This is a genomic window from Nocardia sp. NBC_01327 (assembly GCF_035958815.1).
GTDB lineage: Bacteria > Actinomycetota > Actinomycetes > Mycobacteriales > Mycobacteriaceae > Nocardia.
In genome coordinates this window covers 3,333,884-3,351,056 of sequence record NZ_CP108383.1, presented here as the reverse complement: position 1 = coordinate 3,351,056, position 17,173 = coordinate 3,333,884, and the positions used below count along the sequence as shown (strand labels likewise).

General features: G+C 65.7%; 13 protein-coding genes. 3 read left to right on the top strand and 10 right to left on the bottom strand.

Annotated elements, in window-relative coordinates; genetic code table 11:
- Positions 1-15: 15 nt before the first annotated feature.
- The 5 genes from OG326_RS14945 to OG326_RS14925 all read right to left on the bottom strand — a co-directional run bounded on the left by OG326_RS14945 (position 16) and on the right by OG326_RS14925 (position 5,253).
- On the bottom strand, positions 16-966 hold the full coding sequence (locus OG326_RS14945; RefSeq protein ID WP_327145234.1) for a vWA domain-containing protein: 951 nt from the start codon (positions 964-966) through the stop codon (positions 16-18).
- A gap of 697 nt (positions 967-1,663) precedes the next feature.
- A complete protein-coding gene (locus tag OG326_RS14940) occupies positions 1,664-2,449 on the bottom strand; it encodes a hypothetical protein (RefSeq protein WP_327145233.1) in 786 nt (261 codons plus the stop codon).
- Between the two features lie 13 nt (positions 2,450-2,462).
- Positions 2,463-3,251, bottom strand: coding sequence for a hypothetical protein (locus OG326_RS14935; protein WP_327145232.1), 789 nt, complete (start codon positions 3,249-3,251; stop codon positions 2,463-2,465).
- Positions 3,252-3,844: 593 nt separating this feature from the next.
- Positions 3,845-4,540 carry a hydrogen peroxide-dependent heme synthase gene (gene hemQ / locus OG326_RS14930; protein ID WP_297609242.1) on the bottom strand — a complete coding sequence of 232 codons (696 nt, stop codon included), beginning with the start codon at positions 4,538-4,540 and terminating at the stop codon, positions 3,845-3,847.
- A 62-nt stretch (positions 4,541-4,602) separates the two neighbouring features.
- A complete protein-coding gene (locus OG326_RS14925; RefSeq protein ID WP_327145231.1) occupies positions 4,603-5,253 on the bottom strand; it encodes a hypothetical protein in 651 nt (216 codons plus the stop codon).
- Positions 5,254-5,326: 73 nt separating this feature from the next.
- Between OG326_RS14925 and OG326_RS14920 the strand changes: the two genes are divergently transcribed.
- Entirely contained in the window at positions 5,327-6,268 is a 942-nt protein-coding gene (locus OG326_RS14920) for a threonine/serine dehydratase (protein ID WP_327145230.1), read from the top strand.
- A 145-nt stretch (positions 6,269-6,413) separates the two neighbouring features.
- On the opposite strand, the gene OG326_RS14915 is transcribed toward OG326_RS14920, so the two are convergent.
- From OG326_RS14915 to hemE, 3 genes are all read right to left on the bottom strand, one after another.
- A complete protein-coding gene (locus OG326_RS14915; protein WP_327145229.1) occupies positions 6,414-7,760 on the bottom strand; it encodes a protoporphyrinogen oxidase in 1,347 nt (448 codons plus the stop codon).
- 719 nt (positions 7,761-8,479) lie between these two features.
- A complete protein-coding gene (locus OG326_RS14910) occupies positions 8,480-10,717 on the bottom strand; it encodes an HNH endonuclease signature motif containing protein (RefSeq protein WP_327145228.1) in 2,238 nt (745 codons plus the stop codon).
- A gap of 187 nt (positions 10,718-10,904) precedes the next feature.
- Complete coding sequence (gene hemE, locus OG326_RS14905) at positions 10,905-11,972, bottom strand: uroporphyrinogen decarboxylase (protein WP_327145227.1); 1,068 nt, start codon at positions 11,970-11,972, stop codon at positions 10,905-10,907.
- Between the two features lie 74 nt (positions 11,973-12,046).
- Here hemE and OG326_RS14900 point away from each other — a divergent pair, with 74 nt between their 5' ends.
- Positions 12,047-12,676 (top strand): DUF3000 domain-containing protein, encoded by a 630-nt coding sequence (locus OG326_RS14900; RefSeq protein WP_327145226.1) that lies wholly within the window; start codon positions 12,047-12,049, stop codon positions 12,674-12,676.
- Between the two features lie 139 nt (positions 12,677-12,815).
- On the top strand, positions 12,816-14,072 hold the full coding sequence (locus OG326_RS14895) for a ribonuclease D (RefSeq protein ID WP_327145225.1): 1,257 nt from the start codon (positions 12,816-12,818) through the stop codon (positions 14,070-14,072).
- 108 nt (positions 14,073-14,180) lie between these two features.
- Here OG326_RS14895 and OG326_RS14890 read toward each other — a convergent pair whose 3' ends face one another.
- Positions 14,181-14,990: an enoyl-CoA hydratase gene (locus tag OG326_RS14890; RefSeq protein WP_327145224.1), complete on the bottom strand. Its 810-nt coding sequence runs from the start codon at positions 14,988-14,990 to the stop codon at positions 14,181-14,183.
- Between the two features lie 103 nt (positions 14,991-15,093).
- Complete coding sequence (gene dxs, locus OG326_RS14885; protein ID WP_327145223.1) at positions 15,094-17,100, bottom strand: 1-deoxy-D-xylulose-5-phosphate synthase; 2,007 nt, start codon at positions 17,098-17,100, stop codon at positions 15,094-15,096.
- Positions 17,101-17,173 lie beyond the last annotated feature (73 nt).

The window sequence follows — 17,173 nt, the reverse complement described above, 5'->3', positions numbered from 1 at the left end:
TTTCCGCACAGTCGATCACAGCGCGGGCTGATCGCCGCCGTTGTGACTGCTGTCATCATCATCGTCAGAGGTTGCATCGCCGCCGTCACCGGGGACCGCATCATCGTCGGTCGGAGTAATGAGTTCCTTGAGCCCGGTCGGGGTGACCGCGCGCGTACCGATATCGAGAAAATCGATCACCATCGTGACATCCGCGTTGTACAGGAATCCACGCGATCCGCTACGCACCGGATACCCCAGTGCCGCAGACGCTTCCAGCATCGCCGGCGGCAACACGCTCGAAGCCTCGAATAGCCTTTGCGCATTCGGATCGGTCATGTCTGCCGCAGTGTCCGGGAAAGTCACCGCCTGTCCGCCCAGGGCCGACAAGTGCAGGTTGAACACCAGGGCGGCACCATCGTCTGTCGACAACTCGCGGATCCGATCCGCGGCCTCCCGAGGGTCACCGTCGGTGCTCGCCCCGTCGGTCACATTGATCACCATCGGCGGGAAACTCGATGGATGGGCCGCACACCAGGATGCGATCACCGGCTCCGCGTAGCCCAAGGCCGACACCATCGGTGTAGCACCATCCGCCAGCGGATCCACCCAGACGGGCATCTGCTGCTGCACCGGCACGACACCACCGGCGCCATCCGGCACCCGCCGTGCCACCGTATCGATACGGCGAGGATTGTCGGCAAGCTCCTTCACCGGCAACACCCGCCGCTCGGCATCGGCGCCATGCAGGATCGGCCCGATCTTCGCGCCGTAGCCCACAACCCCGACCTCGAAATAGTTGTAAATCTTCTCGCCGCCGCGGCTGCATAGCAAGACCGCGTTCCCCAGCAGGTTGTTCACAGCCAGCGCCAACACGTCAGCCTTCGTTCCCTGCCCCTGCCCGGCAGGTTCAGACATCGAAAACGACTGGTCCACCAGCAACATCAATAGCGCTGGCTGCTTACGATTGATCTCCGCCGAATACATGACTCTCCATCCTGTGGTGACAGCTCACAATTCCGCTGGCAGAGCAAACCGTTCCGACCACCCAGCGGCACCCCTTATGCAGCACACCACAGCAACGGTGCGCTGGGCCAACCAACATTCCCCTCCCCGGTCCGGCCTAGCATCAATGAGAGGCACGCCCGGTTCAGCAAGATCAGAACTCAAGCAGCCCCAGTTCGCCAGTCAGGACGAAACCCCCTGGCACTCTTACGATTCCATCGCGATATTCCAATTTCCACCTATGACATCTGATGCCGATCTAGCGACCGCTTGTGCCAGGTTGGCGACCACGAGCGCTCTGAACCGGGAGGGCTCGATCCTGAGTACCGTGGGAGGCCATCGAATTCGATCCCCGAGCCTCTGTGGGCTTGCCTCCGATGAGCTGTTCCAGCGCGCCCGCACGGCACCGGTCTGCGTCAGAGCTCGAAGGCTCTTCGAGGGCAAGGCTCCCTGCCGTGTGGGCGGGCTCGAACTACGACCAATCTCAGCCGTTTTCGACGGCCGGACTTGGAAGACACCGCGCCAATCGAGTCCGGCCGCCAGATCGGCGCGGCACCCGCGGCCTCTAGTGAGAACTCGACGGTCCACTGGAGCCAAAACAGCACGACACACGTTCGAAGAAGTGAGGTTCCCGCGGTCTTCCGGACCAACCCGGCAGGGAACCGCTGGAACCGCTACCTCACGCAGACTCGTGCATGATCTCCCGTAGAGCTTCGGCAGCTTTAATGGTGTCGTCTACATCCACAATGTGGGCAACCTTCCACACGGGAGTCAGCATAGAGTCGCCACCCATCTCATCAATGGCTTCGCCCGAGTAGAACGCGATGAAACTCCGGGCTGCGCCCGCGGAACGCGCAGCAGTGACACGCGCGTTGAATTCGCGAGCCACCATCTTGGATGCGTCGGATGACGTTTGATGCAGTTGCAATCGATGCATCAGATGCCGCTGTCCATTCGTGTACGCGTAGTCGAACTTGACATCATCGGCCGCATCCTCACCCCACGATGCTTCAACGGTGATGTCGAGTTGCGGATGAACCTCCGCCAACTCTAAGGTCGCCTCAACATGCTGGCGGAGGATCTTCGCCCGGGGCTCACCATGCTGCTCTTCTCGTTGAACGAGTTCCGCGAAGAGGCTGGCCGCAACGTCCGCCGCAGTACCCAGCGCTCGGATGTAGCCGCCGGGTACCAGACGGAACTCCGCGGGACGCCGTTGCTGCGTCTCTACGACGCGTTCCCAGCGGCCGGCAAGGATCATGTCAGAGTAGTAGTCCACCCATGAGGCATAGCCATCCTTCGAAAGCCCATACCGTCTCAATGCACGACCGTTGATCCCTCCGGCCTCATCCACGCCGAAAAGCTTGATCGCCCACTGTCCGTCGACTGCGACTGCCACACCGATATTTCGAGGCTCCTTGCGCCGCATGTCCGACGTGTACTGAATCAGATGCCATATAGCTTCCATCGAGAACACCTCCTCACGCCGGATCGAAGGACAGCTGGATCTCGGATGCTACGTCTGTCCTGGTCTGTGCGAGGGACTGTCGAACGAGACCTGCAATGGACTCTCGACGACTCCGAAGCAGCCTTCTCAGCGTTGCAGTTCTCGACTTCTGCATCAAGCCTCGCGCACTCACTTCACCGAGCGCCAAATCGATCGCCGCGTCAGGCACACTTTGCACTCGCCAGCACCAGAACTCTAACGCCTGCTGAGGCAGCGCTGCCGCACTGAAACCATGCCAATCAAGCGGCATGTCGAACCTTGCCGCAAAAGTTTCGAACCGTGCGCCGTCGTTCCCCGCGAGGGCGTTGTCATGATCGATCAGCCACATGCCCAGAACGGGATGGAAAAGGAAGTTCTCCTCGTGGCGGTCCTCGTTCAAGACCCAGCAATCGAACACGAACGCGCCAGCGACCGTCGAAGCGTACTGACCCAGAATCTCGCTCTCACGCGTCGGGGGAACCGTCATGCCTGCCTGACTGATCTGCGGCGTCACCCAGCACTGCCGCCCATCCGGGTGTTTCGCAACCTCTCCAGGTAATACGGGGAGGCCGAGGGCGGCGGCCAGTCGGCAACAGATGAGCTCGTTGGCGATGAGGTACGGAAGATCATGGTTCTGCGCTTTGACGTGCATCTTTGCGACACCCCACCACGAGTCGTGGGTCCCCGCGAACTCATCGGAGATGGACGTGTACGACTCGATCTCAATTCCCGGCTCACGATATCTAGCCACGGTCATGTCCGGTTCGAGTGCTGTCGGTGCCACGCTGGATAGATTGCTCGCCGACAAGCGGTTGTAGCGCCATGACGCCAAGCTACACATCCGAGAACAAGCGAGTCAGACGAACACCTCCAGGTCTAGCCCCGGAGACGACCACCACACCCCACGCAACACCGCAGTCGACCAACGAAACGACACGGACGCTGTCGATGGGATTCATTCGAATGCTTAGCCCGAATGCTTAATCGGGTCCAGACCCTGCCAGCGAGCTATTTGCCAGAACATTGCTATCCAGCAAACGCCTTCGGCGTGCCGTTCAACGACACGCCGAAGGGCGCTAGATCGTCGCGAACGTTTTCGCGAACGTATTCAGGCTGATCTTCCGTGATCTGTTTGAACGCTCAGTGATTCCAGCACGGGCCCACTAGACGTCAAAACCTATCCTCACCAGCAAGAAAGCCCCATCTGCCCGGCCACACGGTCCGGAGATATTCGAGCGGTACTGCATCAACTCCATCTCGCTGCGTTTGCACCCCTCGGACAGCGCAACAAGCTAGTCGAAGAAACACTATGGGGCATACACGGTTTCGTGCATGCCCCAAATTTTCCGGGCAGCGGCCCGGCCAACCGACGGTTATCTACGGCAGAGCGGCGATGAGCTGCTCGACCTCGACGCGCGGGCCCGTGAAGAACGGGACCTCTTCGCGCACATGCAACCTGGCCTCGGTGGCGCGCAGGTCACGCATGAGATCGACGATGCGGTGCAGTTCCGGGGCCTCGAAGGCGAGGATCCACTCGTAGTCGCCGAGGGCGAACGAGGCCACCGTATTGGCGCGCACATCCGGGTAGCCGCGGGCGGCCTTACCGTGATCGGCCAGCATCTTGCGACGCTCCTCGTCGGGGAGCAGGTACCAGTCGTAGGAGCGCACGAACGGGTACACGCAGATGTAGTTGCCCGGCTCCTCGCCGGTCAGGAATGCCGGCAGATGGCTCTTGTTGAACTCCGCCGGGCGGTGCAGGGCGGCGTTGCTCCAGACCGGGTTGGAGACCGAACCGAGCTCGGTGACGCGGCGGAAATCGGAGTAGGCGGCCTGCAGATCCTCGATCCGCTCGGCGTGCCACCAGATCATGAAATCGGCGTCGGCGCGCATACCGGCGACGTCGTACAGCCCGCGCACGACCACCCCGCGCTCTTCCAGCGAATCGAAGAAGGCCCGGGCCTCCTTGATGGCAGCCGCCCGATCCTCCCCCAGCACACCGGGCTCCACCTGGAACACCGAGAACATGAGATAGCGGATGGTGTCGTTCAGGGACTTGTAGTCGAGTCGCGCCATACCCACATCGTGCCATTCGCCCGTACCGGGGGAGGCGGCGGACCCGCCGGATTCGGACAGGCTCAGCGTGCGGTCGCGGCCCAGGAGTCGATGAGGCGGCGCAGGCCGTCGCGGAAGGGCTCCTCGGAGGTGACGGCGTCGGCGACCTCGTTCATATGTGCTGAGAGCAGCGGGTATTCGTCCGGGTCGAGGGCGGCGAGGTGCGTACGGGTGCGCAGCTGAACGGCTTTCAGATCGGTGTGTTCGACCAGTGCGGCGCAACCGAGCGTGAACAGGTACATCTCCCGATACGCTCGCAGGGCGGCGGTCACGCTGAGACCGATCGAAAGATTGTCGGCCACTTGTGGTTCGGTCAGTCGAGCAAGCAGGCGGGGGCCGAGCAGGGGGCGTCGTTCGCGCAGCAGCACGAGCACCGGATGGGCGGCGATCAGGGTGTACCAGGCGCAGAAACGCTGTTCGGTGGCCTGCGCCCAGGGCAGGGAGCCGGGGGCGACATCGGGCAGATCGGCGGCGAGATGATCCGCGAGCAAGTCCAGCAGACCGTTGAGATCGCCACCGCCACGACGTACCACCGTGGTGTGCGAGACCTTCAGATAGGACGCGATGGCACGGAAACTCAGCTGCGCCGCACCACGGGATTCGATGATCGCCAACCCGGCGCGCGCAATCGCCTCCGGGGTCGCCTGCTCGAGCGTCTTCGAGGTCCTTGGCATGAAACCAGCGTAAGTTACAGTGTAATTATCCGCCACCGCAACCCGCCCGAACCGATCCAGCGAAGGAAGTGCAGTGCATCCGACTTACGCCGACGTGAAGGCGGCCACCGACCGCATATCGGGACATGTGCGACCGGTCGTGCTCACCCCGGCCGAAGCGGGCCAGGGCGGCCGGCAGTGGCGACTGGCGCTCGAACATCTGCAGTACTCCGGCAGTTTCAAGGCGCGCGGTGCGGTGAATTTCATGCTGGCGCACCGGGAACGGGGGTTGCTGCCGCGGATCGGTGTGACCATCGCCTCGGGAGGTAATGCGGGCGTCGCTTGTGCGTGGGCCGCGCGGATGGTCGATTCGGCGGCCACGGTATTCCTGCCCGACTCCGCACCGCCGGTGAAGGTTTCGCGGCTGCGGGCGCTGGGGGCACAGGTCATGTCCGGTGGGGAGTCGTACGCCGACGCCGCGGCCGAATGCGAAAGATACGCTGCGGCAACGGGAGCGCTGCGATCACACGCTTACGACGATCCGTACATCGCCGCCGGAGCGGGGACGCTGCTGGAGGAGATCGTCGCGCAGGCGCCCGATACCGATACGGTCGTCGTGGCCGTAGGCGGCGGCGGGCTGCTGACCGGAGTGGCGACAGCTGCTGCGCACCATGGCATTCGGGTGATCGCTGTCGAACCCGAGTACTGCCGTGCCTTCAATGCCGGTCTGGCCGCAGGACATCCGGTGGATGTGCCTATCGACTCCATCGCCGCCGACTCACTGGGTGCGCGGCGCACCAGCGAAATGGCGATCGCGGTAGCCGCCGAGTGTGACGTGCGGTCGGTACTGGTGACGGATGAGCAGATCATCGCGGCACGCCAATTCCTGTGGGATGACGGCAGACTCGCGGTCGAGCACGCGGCGGGAACGGCGCTGGCGGCACTGCGATCGGGAGCCTACGTGCCCGAACCGGACGAGCGGGTGGCCGTAGTGGTGTGCGGCGCGAACACCGATCCATCCGACCTGGCCGGATAACGCACCGCCTGCTGCGGAATGAGACGCTGGCCCGCACCTCGATCAGGCTGGACCGTGCCGATCGGGCGGTGAACTGATCCGTTCGGGCGGTGAGCTCATCCAGTCGAGCACAGTCTGATCCGGTCGGGCGGTGGGCTCCAGAAGGTCAGGTCAGTTGCTCGGTGATGCGAGCGGCGGCTGCGGTGCCGGAGGCTGCGCATGCTGGGACGCCTACGCCGTTGAGATATGCTCCGGCTAGTGCCAGGCCGTCGAGATCGGCTGTGGCAGCGCGGAGTTCGGTGATGCGCGCGGTGTGGCCGGGTGCGTACTGCGGCAGGCCGCCTGGCCATCGCTGTACTACTGCGCTCAATGGATTGATGTCGGCGGCCGTCACTGTGGTCAGGTCTTCGACGGCGGCTTGGATCAGCTCCTCGTCCTGCCAGGACAGCATCGAATCGTCGCCGAAGCGGCCGAAGGAGGCGCGTACCAGGGCTACCTCGCGGGCGGCCAGGTGCGGCCACTTGCGGCTGGACAGGGTGAATGCCTTGGCGCGCAACGATTCACCGGTGGCTACGAGAATTCCTGAGTTGTCGGGGAGTGCGGTGTCCTGCGGGAGGGCCAGCGCCACCACCGCGGACGAGGACAATTCGATTCCGGCGGTCAGCTCGGCGGCTTCCGGGGCGACCTCTCGCAGCAGCTCGGCAGTCACGGGGGCGGGGGTGGCCAGGACTACGGCATCGACCGCGCCGATCGGGTCTAGCTGCCAGCCTGTGGCGGTGCGGGTGAGTCGCGTTACGGGAGTATCGGTTTCGACCTTCACGTCGGCGACCGCGCGAAGTGCATCGAGCAGCACGCGGTAGCCGTCGCGGATACCGCCGAAGACGGGGGTGTCAGACGGCGGTGGCAGAGCGTCGGCAACCGCTTGCGAGAGGCTGTGTGCTCCAGCGTCCAGGGCTGCGGCCAAAGTGGGGAGAGCTGCCCGGACTCCGATCGAGCCTGCGGTACCGGCATAGACGCCGCCCAGTAGCGGATCGACGCTCCGGCGGACCACCTGCTCGCCGAACCTGTCGGCTACCAGGGTGCCAACGGAGATATCGCCGCCGCGCTCCCAGGTCAGTGGCCTATTCGGTTCAGCGGCAATGCGGGCGATCGTTTCGGCGTCCACCAGGCCGGACATGGTGTCGGGGGAAGCCGGGATGCCCATGAGAGTGTTCCCCGGCAAGGGGTGGGGAGCGCCTTCCGACCAGACGAGGGGGCGGCGACCGGCAGGGTGCACCAGTTGATCCGCAATGCCCAATTCCCGCATCAGCTGGGGGATTTCGGGGCGGCGGCCTACGAAAGCCTCTGCTCCGAGGTCGACGGGATCGCCTTCGATGTCTGCGGTGCGGAGGATGCCGCCGAGGCGGTTACGGCGATCGAGGAGGATCAGCTCGGCGGTAGGGCCCAGAGCTTTGCGGAGGCGATAGGCCGCCACGAGGCCGCTGATACCTCCGCCGACTACTGCGATCCGCATTGATCACTCCTCGTTCATATGGGCTGTTCTCCTGCTTGCAACCTACCTTCGCAGGTGGTGTGAGCTGTGTCCGGTGCTGCTCCCCCGGTGTCATACAGAACAAAGAAGCGCAGGAACCCTGGGAGACGCACCCGACCTCGGCTCCCCACCCCAAGGGAATCCTGTGACCCGTAAGGACGGGTCCGGCGGCGATCTTTAGCCAGTGGCGAGAAATCCACGGTGCACCGGCCGTTTCGATGTCGAGAACGTCTACAGCTGGCGACGGAACAGCGGGTCTCTCAGCGGCACAACGGTTATCGGTTCTGTGCCGTGCGGACACCTGCTGTGCGGTCGGGGAGAAGCGTTGTGCGGTGCCCGCTTCGGGGGGTTTCGAGGCCGAGATGAGGCCGGTGCACCTGGGTTGCGTGCGTCGAGAGGCAGGGTTGGGTCTCCGGGTGCGGGCAGGGCCCGAGATGGCTGTGCTGGTGGCGTCGGGTGGGGTACCCGATTTACCTTCCGCAGTAGGGAGGTACCTGCGGTACCGGCTCGGTCGACCGGCTGTGGTCCGGTTTCAGAGACAAAACCCGAAAAGACAAAACCCGAAAGACCAAGAACCCGAAGCACCCAGACCCAAGAACCAAGACCCCGAAACCCCCGCCCGCGTAACGACCTGTAGCACCGACGGGACCAGCCCGGCGGTGGAACAGGGGCAAACGGGGGTCAGCAGGTGGGTGTGGAACCTACTGCCGGTAGCGCTGTAGTTCCCGCTCGTTACGAGCCCGGATCCGTGCCACCGCAGCAGCCTTCAACTCCAGCGGGTGGTGCAGATGATTGACCTGCGGTACCCCGCTCGGGTTGATGTGCGCGGGCCCGATCCACCCGGTCCTTCCCGGAAACTCCGACTCCGGTCCCATGACCACCGTTTTCCACCCACCCGGTCCGTCGTGAACCTGGGCATGGCAGTGATCGCACGCGAGGGTGAGGTTGTCGATATCGGTGCGCCCACCGTTGCTCCACTCGGTGATGTGATGCACCGCGCACATCGTCGCCGGGGCATCACACCCAGGCCGTGTGCAGCCCTTCTCCGAGGCGATAAGCGCCAATCGTTGTGCAGGACTGGCCAACCGAGGTACCCGCTCGGTCCCGAAGGACCGCGGTCCGAACACCAACCACGCGGGCCGGGTGCCGTGGCCGGTGCTCGCCGATCCTGAAGCACCCTCGGTGCCAGCTCCATACGGGTCGTGGCCGGAACCGCCTGCCCGCGAACCGTAGTCGAGGCTGGCGGGCCGAGCACCGTTGCCGAGGCTCGCCGCCCCGGAGCCCTCTTTGGTGGCCGAGGGGTGGGAGTCGTCCTTGCTGCCGCACGAGCGCAGCTCGGGGCCGGAACCGTCTGTCCGTGAACCGTACTCGAGGCTGGCGGGCCGAGCACCCTCGCCGGGGCTCGCCGCCCCGGAGCCCTCCTGGGTGGCCGAAGGGTGGGAGTCGTCCTTGCTGCCGCACGAGCGCAGCTCGGGGCCGGAACCGGCTGCCCGCGAACCGCACTCAAGTTTGGCGGGCCGAGTATCCTCGCCGGGGCTCGCCGCACAGGAGTCAGCATCGGTGCCGGGTGAGTGGTGGTCGCGGCCGGAACTGCTTGTCCGCGCACCGGTCTCGGCGCTGGCAGTGCGCGTACCGGCACCACAGCTTCCCGACGAGCCAAACGCATGGCCGGGACCGGCCGCACCCGGAACGCCCTGGTCGCCGGTAGGCCGGGCGCGGTGTCCGAGATCAGCCGACCCGCACTCGCGATCGGCACCACCTGCCCGCGAACCGGGCTCGAAACCGGCCGGGTGAGCACCGGGATCGAGGCCCGCCGAACGGGACACGGACTCGATACCCGAGGAGCTGCGGGTGCGATCCAGGTTCACCGAGCGGGTACCGCGACCCAGATACAGCGGCAACCCCACCGGGTTCAGCACCGCCAGATACTTGTTCGACTTCGACGCCAACTCCAAAGCCTCCGGGATCGACACGATCCCACCCGACGCGGTCGTCGCCACACCGGCGTCGGCTTCCAGATCCGTCACGCTCATCGTCACGATCACCGACACCGGCAGACCACGATGCTTACCGAGCTTGGCCGGGCCACCGAACTCCGGACGCAGGAACGCCAGCAGCGCATCATGATTGCGCTGGGCCGGGGTACGGGTGTCACGCTCGGCACACGCCGCCATCGCCTTGGCATCGAGCTTGTGCTCGGACACCCACGGGCTCTGCGGATCCTTCGGATTACACATCCCCGGGCGGGCCAGCTTCGCGAACACCGGCTCCAGCACCGAGCGCAGCTTGCGGTTGATCTCCCCGTTCCACGGAGACATCCCATCCGCACGCTCGGCACCCAAGGTCAACCCGCGCATGCGCTCACGATCGGCATCGGAACTCAACGAGCCATCCGGATCCAAACCCGCGAGCAACACTTCACCCATCACCGGCAACCCTTCCGGGTAGCCGGTCGGGGCGAACTCGGTCAGTTGCAGTTCGGTGGCCTCACGCACGTCCATGTCGAGACTGCCGGGCAAACGGTTCATCACCGTCATGATCCGCCGCACATGATCGACCCCGATCACCCCTTCACGGTGCGCGGCAGCCACATGTGCCAGGGTGGGTTCGAGCTCCACACCGGAGACGATCCGCGGGCCGGTCTCCACCGCGATGCTGACCCGGGACGCGGCGTCGGCACGGGAGATACCCAGGGTTTGACGCAGGAACACCTTCGGGGACGCCACCCCGCCGCGCTGGGCCAAGCCGCGACTGGTGGTTTCCACGACGAAACGGGTCTGCACGGCCTCGAGTTTGCGTTTACACGTTTCCACTTCTCGCATGAGTGCGATGAATTCGTCATCGTGCAACGGAACCAGGGACGCGTTCAGGAGGTGATCGACCGCTACCGACAGTGCGTGCGCACTGTCGGTGTTGACGGTTTCTCCCCCTGGATTCATACCATTATTCTACCGCCGCGATACGGGCACGGAAAGGTGAATTATGGTGTGATATAAGGATATTCAGACTGGCGGACCGACCAGCCTCTTTCACTTCGTTTTTCTCTTCTTGTTTTGTTCTTCGGGCGTTTTATTTTCTTCTCGTCCGGGCGTCTTTATCTTTTGTTGTTTCCGCCCTCTAACCGATTCAGAGTGGCACGGGCAGGCTGTGAATCAACTTCACCGTTTCGGTAATTACCGTCGGATCGGTGTTTGGTAGCACCCCGTGGCCGAGATTGAAGATGTGGCCGGTGGCGCCGAGGGTGATTGCTTCGTCGGCCTCGTGTGCGATTCGACGCACCTCGGATTCGACGGCGGCCGAGCCGGCGAACAGGACGGCGGGATCCAGGTTGCCCTGCAAGGCTTTTCCGGGGCCTACGCGACGAACGGCGTCGGTGAGGGGGACGCGCCAGTCGACGCCTACGACGTCGGCGCCGGCTTCGCCCATGGCGCCGAGCAGTTCGCCGGTGCCGACGCCGAAGTGGATGCGGGGGATGCCGGCGGAGGCGACCTCGGCGAAGACTCGTTCGGAGTGCGGGAGGACGTACTCGCGGTACTGGGCGAGGGTCAGGGCGCCGGCCCAGGAGTCGAAGAGTTGGACCGCGTCGACGCCGGCGGCGATCTGCGCCTGCAGGAATTCGATGGTGATGTCGGTCAGGACCCCGAGCAGCTCATGCCAGGTCTCGGGATCGGAGAGCATCATCGCCTTGGTGCGCTCGTGGTTCTTGCTGGGGCCGCCCTCGACCAGGTACGAGGCGAGGGTGAAGGGGGCTCCGGCGAAGCCGATGAGGGGGGTGCGGTCCAGTGCGTCGAGCAGCAAGCCGATGCCGCCGGTGACCGCGCCGACCTCCTCCGCGCGCAGGCGCGGGAGTGCGCGGACGTCGGCGGTGGTGCGGATCGGGTTGGCCACGACGGGGCCGACACCGGCGACGATGTCGAGGTCGATGCCCGCTGCCTTCAGCGGAACCACGATGTCGGAGAACAGGATTGCCGCGTCCACATCGTGGCGGCGGACCGGCTGCATGGTGATCTCGCACACCAGCTCCGGATTGAAACAGGATTCCAGCATGCCGACGCCGACGCGCAGTTCGCGGTACTCGGGCAGCGAACGGCCTGCCTGGCGCATGAACCACACCGGACGACGATGCGGGACGCCACCGGTGGCGGCGACGAGGAGGGGGGCATCGGTCAGCTGGCGGCGGGAGTGAGTGCTCATCACGGCTCATCGTAAAGGCCGCGGGCGGCGCGCCTTCCACTACACCGCGCCGGAGAGGTCTACCGTCCTCATACGTGACACCGCTCGACTTCCGCGACGGCGCCGCACCGACCCCGGAGCCCGAAGAACCCGCAAGGTTCCGCGCCGCGGTCGATGCGATGGGAACCGCAACAATGCACCCCCGGATCGAGCTAGCTCCGATCCGCCCTCCACAGCGCCTGGCTCCCTACTCCTATGCACTAGGAGCGGAAGTCACTCGCCCTGACACGAATGTGGTTCCGGTCGATTCCGACGGGGATGCCTTCGGCCGCCTGATCCTGTTGCACGACCCGGACGGGCAGGAGGCCTGGAACGGCGTCTTCCGGCTGGTGGCCTATATCCAGGCCGATATCGACTCCGCGCTCGCCGCCGATCCGCTGCTGCCCGAGGTGGCGTGGAGCTGGCTGGTGGATTCGCTCGATTCGCGCACGCCGTTCACGGCGCTGGGTGGCACCGTCACCTCGACGAGCTCGGTGCGATACGGCGATATCGCGGGACCGCCGCGCGCGCATCAGCTCGAATTGCGCGCCTCGTGGACGGTCGGCGATACCGCTATGCGACCGCATGTGGAGGCCTTCTGCGAAGTCCTCGCGTACGCCGCGGGGCTGCCGCCGGCGGGGGTAACCCGACTGGATACCCGGCGCGGCGACATCGATTCCGACTAGGCGCGCGCGAGAACTTCTGTACTGCAACGAAATCGGCGCCGGGCAACTACGATTCCCGAAAGTCCGGCGCCGAGTCTCCCCTCTTTGTTTATCCGACGTGACGCGGATCGCCACTGTCCTACCCGTAGAGTTCAAGACCATGTCCGTACCAGAAGAGCCCGAAGCCACTGCCGCGGTACCGTTGCTCGCGCCAGCGGAGGGTGTGCCGCCGGTATTGGACAGTGCTGCCGCGATAACGGACGCCGCGCGGCTGCTCGCCGCCGGCACCGGGCCGCTCGCGGTGGACGCGGAACGCGCTTCCGGCTTCCGGTACTCGAATCGGGCCTATCTCATTCAGCTGCGGCGGGCGGGCGCCGGCTCCTTCCTCATCGACCCGATTCCGGTGGACGGTGACCTCACCCCGCTCGCCGAGGCGATCAACGATCTGGAATGGGTGCTGCACTCCGCCGATCAGGATCTGCCGGGGCTCGCGGAGCTCGGGCTCTACCCGGCGCGGCTGTACGACACCGAACTGGGCGGGCGACTTGCCGGATACGAGCGGGTCGGACTCGCCGCCATGGTGGAGAAGCTGCTCGGGCGGGAACTACGCAAGGGCCACGGGGCCGCGGACTGGTCGACCCGGCCGCTGCCCGACGACTGGCTGAACTACGCGGCGCTCGATGTGGAACTGCTGCTCGAGCTGCGGGACGCGGTCGCGCTGGAGCTCGACGAGCAGGGCAAGACCGATTGGGCGGCACAGGAATTCGAGCATGTGCGACTGGCCGAACCCTCCGCGCCCAAATCGGATCGGTGGCGGCGAACCTCCGGCATCCACACGCTGCGCCGCACCCGGCAGCTGGGTGTGGTGCGCGAATTGTGGACCACTCGCGACCGGCTGGCCCGGCTCCGCGATGTGGCGCCGGCGCGCATTCTGCCCGATTCGGCGATCGTGGCCGCGGCCAATAACGAACCCAAGTCCATTGCCCAGCTGCGGGCGCTGCCGGTCTTCGGCGGGCCCCGGCAGCGGCGTTATTCGCGCGAGTGGCTCGGCGCGGTCGAACGCGCCCGGGCGCTGCCCGAGAGCGAATTGCCGCCGCTCACTCAGCCCTTCGACGGGCCGCCGCCGGTCAACCGGTGGGAGCGCCGGGATCCGGCCGCCGCGGCGCGGTTGCAGCACGCTCGCGCGGCCATGAGCGAACTTTCGAGCGAAGTATCGGTGCCGGTGGAGAACCTGCTGATGCCGGACCTGCTGCGGCGCATGTGCTGGGACGGGCTGCCGCGCACGGTCGCGAACGGCGAAGGCCCGGCCCTGATCGACGACTATCTGTCCGCCGGTGGGGCGAGACCGTGGCAGCGAGATCTCGCTGTCTCGCGACTGGCTGAGGCGCTGTTCCCGGCTGACGGCAAAGAAGCCTGAGCCGGACAACACTCTCGTCATCCCGGCATGCTTTTGGCCGGGATCCACCACGGTCGGCTGATCAGTCCTGAGTACGGATCCCGGCCAAAAAGCGCCGGGATGATGGAGTCAGTCCTCGAAGACCGGGGGGCGGCGGTCTTTGCGGGCGCGGATTGCTTCGTCGAAATTTTCAGTGGTCAGGCGGACGTAGAGCTGGGCGGTGCCCTCGTGTTGCATGTGGGATTCGAAGCTGCCCGCTTCCAGACCACTCCAGAGCATGCGCTTGGTGAGTTCGGTGCCTACGCGGCTCCAGCGGATGATCTGGTCGGCCGTGTCGTAGGCGGCCTCGAGGAGTTTGTCGGCGGGGACGACGCGTGAGACCAGGCCGATGCGTTCGGCTTCGGTGGCATCCACATCGCGGCCGGTGAGCATGATCTCGAAGGCGCGGGCGGTGCCGACCACGCGCGGCAGCAGATAGCTGATGCCGAGTTCGGCCGAGGTCAGGCCATTGTTGATGCCGGCGGCACGGAAGTACGCGTCCTCGGAGGCAATGCGGAGATCAGTGCCGACGGCCAGGCAGAAGCCGCCGCCGATGGCCGCGCCGTTGATGGCGCTGAGCACCGGCTGATGCATGCGCCGGATGGTGAGCATCACATTGTTGAGCAGCTCCATGGAGCGGCGGGCGACGCTGGTCTTGGTCAGGCCCTCGACGCCGGGCACGCGGCCGGCGTGGGTCAGGTCCGCGCCCGAACAGAAGCCCTGGCCCGCGCCGGTGAGCACCACCACGCGCACGTCATTGTCGGCGGCGACCGCCTCCAGGGTTTCGCGCAGCGGCACCATGACATCGAAGGCCATGGCATTCATCCGCTCGGGGCGGTTGAGGGTGACCAGGGCGATACCTGGGCGCGGCTTCTCGACGAGCACGAACTCTGGCGACATGCGAACTCCTGACCGGAAAAACTGCAACCGGTTACAGAATGTACGCGAGAAGCTCAGCGCTGCCTACGTTCGATCCCAATCCTGAAAAGCCGCGCCGGGCCGCCTATTCCGCCAGTACCCTGTCCTGTTCGAGTTCCGCCGCGGTCGCCTGCTCGGCGACCTCGGCCAAGCGCAGGCCCGTCCCGGACACCTGCTCCTCGACCGCCTGCTGTGCGCTGCCACTCAGCCAGCCGCCGATGCGCTGTGCCACATCGGCCGGGGTGAGCCCGAGCTCCTGCAGCACCTGCCCGCGCGTGGCATGGTCCAGGAAGCGCTGCGGCACACCGATATCCCGCGTCGGCACATCGAGCCCGGCCTCGCGCAGGCGCGCCGACACCGTACAGCCGATGCCGCCGTGCAGGCCGCTGTCCTCGAGGGTGACCACGAGGCGGTAGTTCTCGGCCAGTTTCACCACCGCGTCCGAGACCGGGAGCACCCAGCGCGGATCGATGACGGTGACCGAAACACCCTCCGCCTCCAGCACATCCGCGACCTTCAGGGCGAGGTCCGCGAAGGCGCCGACCGCGACCAGCAGGACATCGGCGCGCACCGATTGCGCGGTGGCGTCGCCGGATTCGGGCAGGCGCAGCACATCCACGCCGTCGAATCGCTCGACCGCGGAAATGTCCTCGCCGACACTGCCCTTGGAGAAGCGCACGGCCGTGGGGCCGTCGCTGATGTGCAGGGCCTCCCCCAGTTCCTCGCGCAGCGTCGCCGCATCACGCGGGGCCGCCACCCGGATACCGGGCACGATGCCGAGCACCGACAGGTCCCACATGCCGTTGTGGCTGGCGCCGTCGTCACCGGTGACACCGGCGCGATCGAGCACCAGGGTCACCGGCAGCTTCAGCAGCGCCACATCCATGAGCAGCTGATCGAACGCGCGGTTGAGGAAGGTGGAGTAGATGGCCACCACCGGATGCAGGCCGCCCAGCGCCATACCGGCCGCGGAGGTCATGGCGTGCTGTTCGGCGATGCCGACGTCGAACATGCGCTCCGGGAAGCGTTTTCCGAATGCCGATAATCCGGTCGGACCCGGCATGGCGGCGGTGATGGCGACAATGTCGTCACGCTGCTCGGCCTGTTCGATCAGCTCCTTGGAGAAGATCGAGGTCCAGCTCGGCGCGGTCGAAGCACCCACCGGCTCACCCGTTTCCGGGTCGATGCGGTTGATGGCGTGCATCTGGTCGGCCACATGGTCCTCGGCCGGCTTGTAGCCGCGGCCCTTCTGGGTGACCACGTGCACCACCACCGGACCGCCGAAGTCCTTGGCGCGCCGCAGCGCCGCCTCCACCGCGACGGTGTCGTGACCGTCGACCGGGCCCACATACTTCAGGCCCAGATCGCCGAACAGCTCCTGCGGCGCGACCGCGTCCTTGATGCCCGTCTTGAGGGCATGCAGCATCGAATAGGCCGAATCCCCCACGCGCGGAATGGACTGCACGATGCGCTTGGTGGCGTCCAGCGCCTGCTCGTAAGCGGGCTGCATGCGCAGCCCGGCCAGCCGCTCGGCGAGACCGCCGATGGTCGGCGCGTACGAGCGGCCATTGTCGTTGACCACCACGATGACCGAACGCTCCTGGCCGGCGGCGATATTGTTCAACGCCTCCCAGCACATACCGCCGGTCAGCGCGCCGTCACCGACAACCGCGACCACATGCCGCTTCTGCCGGGTCAGCGCGAACGCCTTGGCCAGTCCGTCCGCATACGACAGCGAGGCCGACGCATGCGAGGACTCGACCCAGTCGTGCACGCTCTCGGCGCGGCACGGATAGCCCGACAGGCCGCCGTTCTTGCGCAGCGTGTCGAACCCGTCCTTGCGGCCGGTCAGAATCTTGTGCACGTACGACTGGTGCCCGGTATCGAAGATGATCGGGTCGGTCGGCGAATCGAAGATCCGGTGCAGCGCGATGGTCAGCTCCACGACACCGAGGTTCGGACCCAGGTGCCCGCCGGTAACGGCGACCTTACGCACCAGGAACTCGCGAATTTCCTCCGCCAGCTCGCGTAGCTCCGGTATCGACAACCGACGCAGATCCTCGGGCATGTCGACCCGGGAAAGCACTCCCACGGCTATTGCTCCCTCCGGATATCTCCTGTGATTGCAACAGTCTACGGAGCCCGTAGCGGCCCCCGACCCCAGG

Bases quoted from the DNA above. Each gene is read 5' to 3' on its own strand.
- OG326_RS14945 (WP_327145234.1), bottom strand. From the start codon at position 966: ATGTATTCGGCGGAGATCAATCGTAAGCAGCCAGCGCTATTGATGTTG.
- OG326_RS14940 (WP_327145233.1), bottom strand. From the start codon at position 2,449: ATGGAAGCTATATGGCATCTGATTCAGTACACGTCGGACATGCGGCGC.
- hemQ (WP_297609242.1), bottom strand. From the start codon at position 4,540: ATGGCGCGACTCGACTACAAGTCCCTGAACGACACCATCCGCTATCTC.
- OG326_RS14925 (WP_327145231.1), bottom strand. From the start codon at position 5,253: ATGCCAAGGACCTCGAAGACGCTCGAGCAGGCGACCCCGGAGGCGATT.
- OG326_RS14915 (WP_327145229.1), bottom strand. From the start codon at position 7,760: ATGCGGATCGCAGTAGTCGGCGGAGGTATCAGCGGCCTCGTGGCGGCC.
- OG326_RS14910 (WP_327145228.1), bottom strand. From the start codon at position 10,717: ATGAATCCAGGGGGAGAAACCGTCAACACCGACAGTGCGCACGCACTG.
- hemE (WP_327145227.1), bottom strand. From the start codon at position 11,972: ATGAGCACTCACTCCCGCCGCCAGCTGACCGATGCCCCCCTCCTCGTC.
- OG326_RS14895 (WP_327145225.1), top strand. From the start codon at position 12,816: ATGTCCGTACCAGAAGAGCCCGAAGCCACTGCCGCGGTACCGTTGCTC.
- OG326_RS14890 (WP_327145224.1), bottom strand. From the start codon at position 14,990: ATGTCGCCAGAGTTCGTGCTCGTCGAGAAGCCGCGCCCAGGTATCGCC.